The following is an 11,292-nucleotide window of genomic DNA, read 5'->3' on the forward strand; positions in this document are numbered from 1 at the left end:
AACGGATCACATTGCGGCTTACGCGAACCAGACTGCACGCCCGACGCTCGCTCAGCCCGTGCTGTTCAGGGGCGTGGGCGACGGCTTCCCGGCTAGCGCCGGGCGGTACCATTTTTTGATGCCAGTCCTCCGGCATAATATTGTCCAGCATCGCCTCGGCCAGCAGTTTCTACAGCCGGCCGTTCTCCTGCTCGAGCGTGCGCTCCCGCCTGGCATCTTACACCTCCAGACCTCGGCATGCCAGCCTCCTTCTCCTTCAAAAGCGCGATGGTCCGCTCTTCGCTCAACCTGCTTCGTTTCATTTTCGTCCGACTCCTATGCGTAGTGCCAACGTGCACTGATCAGAACCTACGGGCCCTTTGGTGGCGACCGGTGGTCATGATGCGCCACGACTGATCGACGAGCTTGTTCCAGGCCTCGCAGCAATGGCCGACGATGTTGTCGTGAAAGGTGAAGATGCGGTTGGAGGGCCAGTTGTCGCGCATGAATTGCCAGACGTTCTCGATCGGGTTCAACTCGAGGCACTTGGCCGATAGCGCGACAATGCTGATGTTGGCAGGCTTCTTGAGCTTACCGGTCATGTGCCAACCGGGCCGCGCCCACCCAGACTCCAAGCGCGATCTCGGCAGGTGCAGTGTCACTGTTTCGAGGATGCAAAAGGGTACCCTCCTCGGGACAGATGGCCCTTCTTCTCAGAGGAGCACGTCAAGAAGTAGCTGAAGCCACAGAACGCAGGTAGTCCCACACCCAAGCCTCGCGTCAGCAGTCGAACGGAGCGTAGCTGGTCGACAATGGTCCATAGCGTTCGGGTATCTTTGCCGCCGATGTGCTAGTGTTAATACGCAATAGCATGCCGTTCAATACCTTCCGGTCGTCAACTCGCGGGAAGCTACTTAGCTAGGAGGGCAAAAGCGGCTCAACGAATGACCATTCCATGCCGGTCAGTTGGTATCACCGCCTGGCGTCATGCCTCCCTCGCAAAGGAAAGCCTGCATCAAAAAGAACCAAAAGCCTCGAGGCCGTTCAGTTTACCGCTTAGCCTTTGGCATGGGGAGGTCTCAAATGTTCCAAAATGCCAAAACCGCGCGAAGCGCAGCAACAAATGCGAGGGGCTGATCAAGCATGAGATGATGGCGCGCGTTAGGCACCGCGACAATTGGAATATCCCCCCCTCCTAGCTCACGGATATAACAAGCAGAATCTCGATCGAAAAGTTGACTCTTTTCACCGTGTATAACTGCTTTGCGACCGGGCGCATCAACCAGTTTCCTGCCCACGCTCAGCCATTCGTCGGAGTTATTGTCGCGACGGAAGACCTCCGGAGAAAACTTCCATGCCCATTCTTCGCCATCGCGGCGGAGAGAGTGAAAAGCCATGTAGTCCAATAAGAAAGGCTCACCAACCGGTTGCGGCGGTGCCAGGATATACCTCTCGCGCGCCGCTGCATAACTGGGATAGCGTCGGACCGGTTTATCTGGATTACCCGACCCTGGGCTCCACAGACCCATAGTCCAGTATTCCTCGAGTTTTTGTGGCCGCATTACCATGAGATCGCAGACAATAACGCCTGCGAAGGCGTCCGGCGTTTGAGAAACAGCCGTAAGTGCTGCACGCGCGCCGAAGCTGTGGGCGATGATCACCGGGTTGGCTCCGTCTGCGCGCAGATCGAGCGCTTCGCTGATTTCGGCGAATTCCTTTCCCCGCGCAGCTTCATCAGCGACGCCACGCATCTCGCTATCGCCCATACCGGCCAGATCAAAAGCCACCACATCGTAATCTTGGGCAAGGTATGGTGCGATGAAGGCAAAGCAGCGGGCATGGGCGAGAAACCCGTGCGACATGAGCAATTTGGCCCGGCCACGCCTACCCCAGCGAAGATAATGTACACGCGCGCCATCAACCTCTACGAAGCCTTCCTCACGGGGCACACTCATCGCCCAGGAAAACCAATCGGGAATATGCGCCCCTCCGCCAGCCCATACCGGATCGATATCTGTTGAACCGTCCTGGATTGCAGTCAATTTACTCATTTCGGCCTTGTCTCCAATACCTGAGGCCATACCCCTCTCCCAAGCAGCATTTCGTCGAAATATTCCCCCGTAGGTGTAGAGGTCGGGGCATAATGTCAATACGCACGAGTATGCAATATCGTGGCATTTTAGTTAAATGGCGACACGCGAGATCCAGCAGAGGGCTCTTTCGACCAACGCACGTGAGTCAACCGCCCGCTTTCTATAGTTTGCCTATAGTTTGCGGACCGATGGCGACGCGTCCTTGAAATACCCTTTCGGAAACGTCTTCGAGATAACGATGTATTGCTTCCGTCTTGGCGCAAAATTTCAATCTTTGGATGGATATGGACCGAAGCCTCCCTAGGCGAACTCGCCGCTAGTGAGCGCAAGGCGAGACGTTATTCCAGTGATACGCTAGAGGAGTCGGTGTGCATTCCACCGCTGTTGCATCAAAATGCGCAGAGCTTATGACCCGTCGCCGACTGATTCTGAACGAAGTCGAGCGAACGTCACTCGTTCGGTCCGTCCGGAAATACCATTGGTCTGCGCGTGCCCAGTCCCCTTTTGCGAACGCCACGGCGACGGACCCGAAGCCCTTCCTCACGGTAGATGCGCAGCAGCATCTTGTGGTTCGGTCGCATGCCTTCCCGCGCCAGCAGGTAGCCCAGGCGGCGATAGCCGAACCGGCGACGTTCCGCCGCCTGCTCGCGCAACCGTTCCCGCAGTGCCCCGTCATCCGGCCTCGCCGGCTCGTAACGGATCACCGTGCGGCTCACGCCAACCAGACGGCACGCCCGACGCTCGCTCAGCCCATGCTCCTCACGGGCATGGACGACGGCTTCCCGCTTCGCGCCGGGCGTTACCAATTTTTGGTGCCAGATCCTTCAGCACCACGTTGTCGAGCAATGCTTCGGCCAGCAGCTTCTTCAGCCGGCTGTTCTCGTCCTAGGCCGTGTTGATAAAAGATTTCAGCCATAGGCGCGCGGCGGCGAGGTTGAGGAAGCTGTCAAACGAGAGGTCCGTCTTGTCGTACCGGGTGGCGATGCGCCGCTGTTGCTTGAGCTTACCGAACATGCGCTCGACGCAGTTGCGATCTCGATAGCGGCGATAGTCGGGATGCTCGGGCATCTTGCGGTTCGAGCGGGGTGGGATGATCGGCAGGATACCACGGATCAGCAAGCCTCCCGGAAGCGATCACCGTCATAGCCTTTGTCAGCCAGCAGCGCCCTGGGCGTGGCGATGGGGTTATCCATCAGCGGCTCGCAGCGGTGTAATCGGAGGCCTCGCCGCCGGTCAGGATGAAGCTGAGAGACAATCTCTGATTGTCGCACCGGGCGTGGATTTTGCTCGTTAGGCCGCCGCGCGTTCGACCAAGAGGGTTCGCACAAGCCCCCCTTTTCCGCCCGCAGCCGAGACGTGGCCGCGAACGCTGGTGCTGTCGATCATGTGCTGCCAGTCGTCGGTCAGACCAAGATCGACCAGCGTTTGCAGAAGGGCATCCCATACGCCCTGTTCAGCCCACCGCCTGAACCGGACATAGACCGAGTTCCATTTGCCATAGCGCACATGCATGTCGCGCCAGGGGCAGCCAACACTCAGCAAGTGGAGCATGCCATTGAGGAAGCACCGGTTATCGCCCGCCGGTCGTGCCCAGCGACCACGCTCAGGCGGCAGCAACGGCCCGATCAGCTCCCACTCCGCATCCGACAAGTCTCCGCGACCCATGACTGCTTAACAACAAGCAGTCTTAAATCAGAACTCGGAGCAAATGGGGATCCCTTTTGTCAACACGGCCTCTAAGTCCGCAGCCGACAGGCATCGGATACCCCCAGTCCAGCGAACTTCGACTTCCACTTGTAGAACGTGGCGGAGCTTACCCCCGTAACGGCGGCATCCCAGCTTCAAACCGCGATGATCTGTTCATCGCTGGACCAGTTTCGCTTCATTCTCGTCCGACTTCTTTGCGTAAGAATCTAGCAAGAACCCGTCTGTTCAGGGGAGCAAGTCAACTTCAGGAAAACTCCACACCCGAGCGGTCCGACGCGGGGTTGTGATGTCAGAGGGCGCCAACTCCAATTCTGATGGGCGCAGGCAGCGGGAGATTGGCTGGTCTTAACCTTGCGACTCTTCTGGTGGCCATACAATCTGAACATCCCTTGACAGCGCGAAATCTTGATCCTAAACCATACTTAAGAGTATGGCTATCGACTATGCGACGAACATTTGGCGGGAGTGGAGAATTTGACCATACAGCAAGGCAATTTTCTCGAGAATAATGGCATTCGTACCCATTATCATGATGAAGGATCTGGCATTCCGCTCGTACTTTTGCATGGCTCCGGCCCAGGAGTGAGTGCATGGGAAAATTGGGGTAATGTAATACCTCATTTAGCAGAAAATCACCGCGTCATTGCTGTGGATATGGCTGGATTTGGGCTGACTGACTGCGAGTCTGAGCTTACGCTCAATATGAAGGTGTGGGTCAGTCAACTTCTGGGCTTTCTGGAAGCTCTTAATGTCGGCCCCTCAGTTCTTGTTGGTAATTCTTTCGGTGGAGCGCTGTCGCTTGCGGCTACCCTTCGGCAGCCCGAGGCTGTGTTGAGCTTGGTATTGATGGGTACTCCGGCTGGTCAGTTCGAGCAGACGAGTGCCCTAAGTGAAGGCGCTGCATTCGAGCCCTCTCTTGAGGGTATGCGGGCCATCCTCGAGCGTTTCCCGTACGATACATCTATCGTAACCGAGTCCATGGTTCGGGAGCGGTATGAAATGAGCCTGCGCCATTCTGGGCGCACGGCGCTGCGCGCCCTAATGCCCCAATCGAATGAAGAAGGGCCGCGGCTCGTTCGTGGAATGCCGGCTGATAAGCTAGCTACGATCGATAAGCCGGCTTTACTGCTGCACGGGCGCGAAGATTCAGTCATTCCTATGGAGGTGGCGGTAAGCGCCGCTCGAAATTTGCCAAATAGCGAGTTGCATATCTTCGGAGAGTGCGGCCACTGGGTTCAGTTGGAGCGGCCAAAGGCTTTTGTTGGCTTGATAAGCGAATTTCTTAGTCGCCACGGTTTTTAGGAGGGGCGGAATGAGTGTCCATGCAATTGAGTTGGCGCTGTATGACATTACCACCAAGACTTCAGTGAGAAAACGCTTCGTTGCAGAGCCCACAGAAGTACTGGAACGATATGGATTGAGTCGGGATGAGCAGGAAATGATTGGGGGTATGAATGTATCTTCCATGCTTGATGTCGGAGTGAGTCCCATGCTCACTTTTGGTTTATGGATGTGTGTGCGGGGGCCACAAGAGCTGCCCGAGTACCTAAACGCGATCTCCGGCTGCCTTAGGGAGGCGGTGTGATGGCAAATGTGGTTGGTGGGTTTCTAATGTCCCACGACCCGCTGGTTTTCATTAACCCGCGGAAAGTTGACTCGTCAGTTGTCTTGGCAGCATACGAGACGGTCCTTGAACGCGTGCGTCAGCTAGATGCGACAACTGCTGTTATAATTGGTGCCGATCACTATATTTTATTTGGTCCGAATTGTTTACCTCAGATGGCGATCGGCATCGGAGATGTGCAGGGCCCAATTGATCCTTTGCCTGGAGTTGAGCGCGGGGACATCCGAGGCAACCCGTCATTGGCGCAACATATAATGCGTGTGGGTCATGAGGAGGGGTTCGACTGGGCGGCTGCCAAATCAATGAACGTCGATCATTCTGTAGGTATTCCAGTTCGCCGCTCATTGCCTTCAGATGGTTCTGTGGCAACTATACCCGTCTATCTGGCAGCAGGTGTTCAGCCCTTAATTCGCACGCAAAGGGCCTATGACCTTGGCGGTTCGATACGTCGGGCCATCGAAGCTTATCCTGGCGACGAGAGGGTCGTTGTCATTGGATCAGGTGGCCTCAGCCATTGGGTTGGCCTTCCGCAAATGGGGCGTATCAACAAAGCCTTCGATAAGTTGATCCTCGATGCGGTGGAGAGGGGGGAGCCTGAGGCTCTCATCAATTTAACCGATGATTACATTCTAGAACACGGCGGAAATGGTGCGATGGAAATTCGTCAACTTCTCTGCGCAATGGGCGCAGTCAGAGGGGCGGGCAAGGTCATCGCTTATGAGCCTTGGGATGGTGGAGTGACCGGCCTAGGCTTCGCTGAACTTTGTGTTGCTTCTTGAGGGCGGGTAATAATGGAAAAGAGGAGGGTATGGTTTCAAATCTAGTCGAACTTGGTGAAGCTTCGCAGATCCCGAAAGGTGAAATGAAGGCATTTTCAATCGATGGCCTTGGGGAGATCGCCGTTTATCACGTCGATGATGAGTGGTTCGCGACGGATGACGTCTGCTCCCATGCGATAGCCTCTCTTACAGAAGGTTGGCTGGAGGGCTTCACCGTAATTTGTCCAGCCCATTCTGGTGAATTCGACATTCGATCGGGCAAGGCTCTTTGCTTTCCGGCCACAGAACCGATCAATACTTATCAAGTATGGGTCGAGGGCGGTAAGTTGCTGGTGAACACGACACCGAACAAAAATGACGACACCCACGCTTCATCCCCGCAGTGCCAATAGGAGAACACCGATGGTTGAGACTTTTCAGCGCGAAAATAACCTCGCGGCATCTGACCTTGACTTTCACCAACTCGTGGATGTTGAAGCCGGATGGATCGACAGGCGAATTTTTTGGAATACGGATATTTACCAGCTTGAATTAGAGCGAATTTTCGCCCGCTGCTGGTGTTTCGTAGGTCATGAATCGCAGTTCATCGAGCCCGGCGATTTCCTAACTACTTATATTGGGCAAGATGCTGTTATAGTCGCGAAAGATCGAAAAGGGGAAGTTAACGTATTCTTAAATTCCTGTACCCACAGGGGTAACAGAGTATGCTTTGCTGAGACTGGCACCGCTCGTCAATTCACGTGTAACTTTCACGGATGGGCTTTTGGTCTAGATGGGGGGCTTGTTAGCATACATGAGGAGGAGCATTACTCAGGCTGCGCGAATTTCGATAAGAGTAAGTTAGGCCTACATCGGGCGAGGACTGAATCCTACAAGGGTTTGATCTTCGCTACCTTTGATCCTAAGGCGCCGTCGCTAAATGAATATTTAGGCGACTATCGCTATTACTTGGATGTCCTGCTCGATAACGATCCTGGTGGTACCGAATTCCTTGAGGGGAACGTAAAGTCTCGATTGCGGTCAAACTGGAAGTTCGCGGCTGAGAACTTCGTCGGAGACGCATATCACGCCGGTTGGACACATGCATCAGCCGCTGCAGCGATTTTTGGCCGCGGTGTAAAAGTAAATCCAGAGAAGTCCTTTCAAGCGAGTGTCAATGGACACGGTACCGAATTTGGATTGGATTTGATTGGTAATGCCATGGCGCTGGGCGAGCCAGAGGTTGTGGACTATTTGAAGGAGAATGAAGCGCGTTTCGCCGAACGCCTCGGAAAGCTGCGAGCGAAAATGGTGGGGTCTATGAGTTCGGCTAATGTTTTTCCAAATCTTGCATACCTCCCGGGACTTAACACGTGGCGAACATGGCTCCCCAAGGGGGCCCACGAGATTGAATTGAATACGTGGGTGCTCGTCAACCGCGATGCTCCAAAGAGTCTCAAGGAGGCCTACCGTCGTGGAATTTCGAGAACTTTTTCCCCAACCGGCATGTTTGAATCTGATGACGGGGAAAACTGGGAGCATTGCACGCACTCAAACGCTGGTGTCGTTACGCGCCGTCAGAAACTGCACTATGGATTAGGATTGGACTCGGCGATAGATCACGAAGAGTTTCCAGGAAAAATCCATCGCGTCCAATTGAACGACGCAAACCAGCGCGCATTCTATAAACGTTGGGCTGACCTCATGTCAGCCAGCGATTGGTCCAGCCTCGACAATAATTAAGGACATAAGCATGGTAACTGCTCCAGCCAATCCCAAAAATAATGCGCCTCGCCAGGCTTCTTTAGAAGTGTTTCATCTGATTCAACAATTTCTATATCGGGAGGCGAGGCTCTTAGACGAACAACGGTACGACGATTGGTTTCAATTGATGGACGAGGAATTCACCTATTGGGTCCCCGTTCCCCAAGCCCGTTATCGTCGCGACAAGAAGGGCACATATGAACGTGATCGAATGGCTCACTTTGACGATAGTCTAGCGGAGTTAAAGTTGCGGGCTTCTCGGTGGAAGCAACGAACTGCTTGGAGTGAAGACCCACCTACACGCAACATACACTATATTTCGAATATCGAAGTAGAACCTAGCGAAGGAGAGAACGATTGGTTAGTTCGTTCGGTCGCAATAAGTTTGCGTAATCGCAATGAAGATGAAGAGGACTGGCTTGGTGGTCGGCGAATAGATCTTATTCGTCAGACCCCAGAAGGTCTTAGATTAGTGCGTAGAGAGGTGTTTATTGCCCAGACAGTATTTTTATCCAAGAACTTTAATACGTTTATCTAATCGGTTGTCCCGTTATCGGTAGGTGCGGAGCGGGTTGCTGTTTGCGCGGTTTGCTTTTGTCAGGGACACAGACGCATTCACTAGTAGCTTAATGTTAGTCGGTTCTGGCAGCGCCCCCTTAAGCCTTGTCCATTTAATCAATCAATATTTTACCGTAGGAGAAGATATCGTTGCGACGTTCGGTCCGAGGGTATCATCTTTCCTTTAAGCGTAAAACGCTTGTTGTTCTTGTATAATGTTTATGATCGAGAGGATCAGAAGCAACGTATATAATTATACGATCTTCCGTCATCGTCAAATTCATGAGATTCCTGCTATGATCAAACGCCTCCATTCAGTAACGACATTTTTCTTACGATGGGGGGGGCTTGTATGACGAACACCGTTGCGATCATTGGCGCTAACGCTGCAGGTTTGACCACAGCGATGGAGCTTCGGCGCTTGGGATACGATGGGCGAGTGATGCTCTTTGATGCCGAGATGGAGCCGCTGTACAATCGTCCTGCCGTGTCGAAGGAAATGCTTTCAGGTGAGTTTAGCGATCCCTCGGACACCCCTCTAGTTCGGGCCGATATTTTAGAGAAAATGCACCTGGAGCTTGAGTTCGGCAATCGTGTTTTGGGCATTGGGACCGCGGGGCGGTTGGATCTTTCTGGAGGGCGGCAGGTAGGCGCGGAGGTTATGGTTGTGGCAACGGGTGGGTTGGCTCGATGGCCTGCACAAGTTCCGAGATTGCAAGGCATCCACACCCTGCGTACTTCGCGCGATGCAATGGCGTTGAGGGAGGCGCTGTTGCCAGGAGCTCGTGTAGTCGTAATGGGCGGAGGCGTGATCGGTTGTGAAGTTGCTTCAAGTGCTGTGAGGCGTGGTTGCGATACTACGATTGTGGACATTGCGGCGTTACCGATGCTCCGTTCGATCGGCGAGGGAGCAGGGCGGGTCATGGCGACTGTTATTGAAGAGGCAGGGGTTAAACTGAGGTTGGGTGAAGGTATAGCCTCAGTCCTAGGGCCGTCACGGATTAGCGGCGTGGTGCTCATGAGCGGCGAGACTCTACCTTGCGATGTCCTAGTTATCGGTGTCGGGATGGTTCCCAACGCCAAGCTTGCAAATGATGCGGGCGCGGAAAATGATAACGGCATTTTGATTGATGCTCATTGTCGAACATCGCTGCCAGGAGTCCTTGCTGTCGGGGACGTTACCCGACGCCGAAGCACCGTCGAAGGATTAGGAGATCGAAGCGAGACTATTTTGAACGCGCAGATCCAGGCACGGGAGGCAGCCTCTACTATCCTTGGCCTGGAATTGCCTAAGGCACAGCCATCGGGATTCTGGTCCGATCAGTTCGATATAAATATTCAGGCCGTAGGCAAAGTCGATCGTACGGTCTCTCATTGGTTAAAGCCGTTCAATGGTCAGGAGGGTGTTTTACTGCAGTTTAGCGAGAATAAACTATGTGGGGCGGTAGGCTTCAACAGCGGCCGCGCAATTGCCCGCATTCGCCGTCTGCTCAGCGTTGGAGATCGTCGGCCCCCGGAGGAGTTGTTGAGAGATCCAAAGCTTAATGGATAGGCAGAAACTTTACAGCTCCTTACCTTGATCGTTGGTAGGGCAAGGCGATTTTGGTGCTAGAGTGGTCTCAGAATCCGTGCTGGTGAAGGAGGCCGCCATGGATGTCTCAAGCTCTTTCGATGGATTTGCGTGTCTGCTTCTATCGGCGGTTGATGGCGGCCTGCGCTTGCGTGCTGCGGCTACCCGTGACGTGACCCCCTGATTTCCCTCCAAGTTGGATTAGAGTCCGGCCCTGATAGAAGGACGGTCGACAAGCGGCTGCTGGCCGATGCGATGCTGGACAAGGCGGCACTGAAGGATCTCCTGGCAAAAGGTTTTGACGCCCGCCGCGAAGCGGGAAGCTGTCGCTCATCTCCAGGCGTGCCACGGGATGAGCGAACGGCGGGCGTGCCGTGTTGTCGATGCCGATCGCAAGAGCGTGCGTTACTGTTCCACGCGTAACGATGATGCCGAGCTTCGGGAGAGGCTGCGCGAGCTGGCCAACCGGCGTCGTCGGTTCGGCTATCGGCGGCTGCATATCCTGCTGCGCCGGGAGGGGATCATGATCAACCGTAAGAAGATCCAGCGCATCTACCAGGAGGAAGGCTTGGCGGTCAGGCGGCGACGCAGCCGCAAGCGTGCTGTCGGCACAAGGGCTCCTGCCCCGGTGCCGGCTCTGCCGAACCAACGCTGGAGCCTGAACTTTGTGCACGACCAGATGGCGTCGGGCAGGAGGTTCCGTGTGCTCAATGTAGTCGACGACGTGACCAGGGAGTGCCTGGCAGCGGTGCCGGACACATCGATCTCAGGCCGCCGTGTCGTGCGAGAGCTGACGGAGCTGATCAGCCAGCGTGGCAAGCCCGGCATGATCGTCAGCGATAACGGCACTGAGCTGACCTGCAATGCGGTGCTGGCATGGTGCGGGGAGATGGGCGTGGAGTGGCATTACATCGCGCCAGGCAAGCCGATGCAGAACGGCTTTTGCGAGAGCTTCAATGGTCGCATGCGCGATGAGCTGCTGAACGAGACGCTGTTCTTGAGCATGGCCCATGCCCGTGTCGAGATCGCCGCCTGGGTGGATGATTACAACCGGGAGCGACCGCACTCATCGCTTGGCTACGCAACACCGGCGGCGTTCGCCGCCGAACTGGATAAGCAATGGCCTGCTTCGCTACGCCCTACGGACTCCGCTACGTAGCCCATTGCTACAACCGCGCTTATGCGCAAAACAACCGCTCGGCTCTAATCCCAGCTGGGGGAAAGCTGGGGGTCACGTCA

Annotated in this window: 9 protein-coding genes and 4 pseudogenes; 8 read left to right on the plus strand and 5 right to left on the minus strand. The window is 55.0% G+C overall.

Annotated features, from left to right (window positions below; genetic code table 11):
* Nucleotides 1-341: 341 nt before the first annotated feature.
* The 5 genes and pseudogenes from D2V07_RS09425 to D2V07_RS19120 form a co-directional block, all read right to left on the minus strand.
* A complete protein-coding gene (locus D2V07_RS09425) occupies nt 342-581 on the minus strand; it encodes a hypothetical protein (protein WP_119586694.1) in 240 nt (79 codons plus the stop codon).
* Nucleotides 582-1,058: 477 nt separating this feature from the next.
* Entirely contained in the window at nt 1,059-2,060 is a 1,002-nt protein-coding gene (locus tag D2V07_RS09435; protein WP_233548325.1) for an alpha/beta fold hydrolase, read from the minus strand.
* 464 nt (nt 2,061-2,524) lie between these two features.
* Nucleotides 2,525-2,957, minus strand: a pseudogene (locus D2V07_RS09440) (IS3 family transposase); the annotation flags it as partial.
* A pseudogene (locus D2V07_RS19210) lies at nt 2,958-3,737 on the minus strand (IS5 family transposase).
* Nucleotides 3,738-3,811: 74 nt separating this feature from the next.
* Nucleotides 3,812-3,920, minus strand: a pseudogene (locus D2V07_RS19120) (transposase); the annotation flags it as partial.
* A 333-nt stretch (nt 3,921-4,253) separates the two neighbouring features.
* Between D2V07_RS19120 and D2V07_RS09450 the strand changes: the two are divergent.
* The 8 genes and pseudogenes from D2V07_RS09450 to D2V07_RS09485 all read left to right on the plus strand — a co-directional run.
* Complete coding sequence (locus tag D2V07_RS09450) at nt 4,254-5,081, plus strand: alpha/beta fold hydrolase (protein ID WP_119586766.1); 828 nt, start codon at nt 4,254-4,256, stop codon at nt 5,079-5,081.
* A gap of 10 nt (nt 5,082-5,091) precedes the next feature.
* On the plus strand, nt 5,092-5,364 hold the full coding sequence (locus D2V07_RS09455) for a hypothetical protein (RefSeq protein WP_119586697.1): 273 nt from the start codon (nt 5,092-5,094) through the stop codon (nt 5,362-5,364).
* The gene (locus D2V07_RS09460; RefSeq protein ID WP_119586698.1) at nt 5,364-6,182 is read left to right on the plus strand and encodes a DODA-type extradiol aromatic ring-opening family dioxygenase; all 819 of its coding nucleotides are present in this window, start codon (nt 5,364-5,366) and stop codon (nt 6,180-6,182) included. The genes D2V07_RS09455 and D2V07_RS09460 overlap by 1 nt, the downstream gene beginning before the upstream one ends.
* 29 nt (nt 6,183-6,211) lie before the next feature.
* Nucleotides 6,212-6,574: a non-heme iron oxygenase ferredoxin subunit gene (locus D2V07_RS09465; protein WP_119586699.1), complete on the plus strand. Its 363-nt coding sequence runs from the start codon at nt 6,212-6,214 to the stop codon at nt 6,572-6,574.
* Between the two features lie 10 nt (nt 6,575-6,584).
* Complete coding sequence (locus tag D2V07_RS09470; protein WP_119586700.1) at nt 6,585-7,904, plus strand: aromatic ring-hydroxylating oxygenase subunit alpha; 1,320 nt, start codon at nt 6,585-6,587, stop codon at nt 7,902-7,904.
* A 10-nt stretch (nt 7,905-7,914) separates the two neighbouring features.
* On the plus strand, nt 7,915-8,463 hold the full coding sequence (locus D2V07_RS09475) for a 3-phenylpropionate/cinnamic acid dioxygenase subunit beta (RefSeq protein ID WP_119586701.1): 549 nt from the start codon (nt 7,915-7,917) through the stop codon (nt 8,461-8,463).
* 372 nt (nt 8,464-8,835) lie between these two features.
* Nucleotides 8,836-10,035, plus strand: a complete 1,200-nt coding sequence (locus D2V07_RS09480; RefSeq protein WP_158586796.1) for an NAD(P)/FAD-dependent oxidoreductase — start codon at nt 8,836-8,838, stop codon at nt 10,033-10,035.
* A gap of 252 nt (nt 10,036-10,287) precedes the next feature.
* Nucleotides 10,288-11,212, plus strand: a pseudogene (locus D2V07_RS09485) (IS3 family transposase); the annotation flags it as partial.
* Nucleotides 11,213-11,292 lie beyond the last annotated feature (80 nt).

The organism is Aurantiacibacter zhengii (genome assembly GCF_003584125.1).
In the GTDB taxonomy this organism is placed as follows: Bacteria; Pseudomonadota; Alphaproteobacteria; order Sphingomonadales; family Sphingomonadaceae; genus Alteraurantiacibacter; species Alteraurantiacibacter zhengii.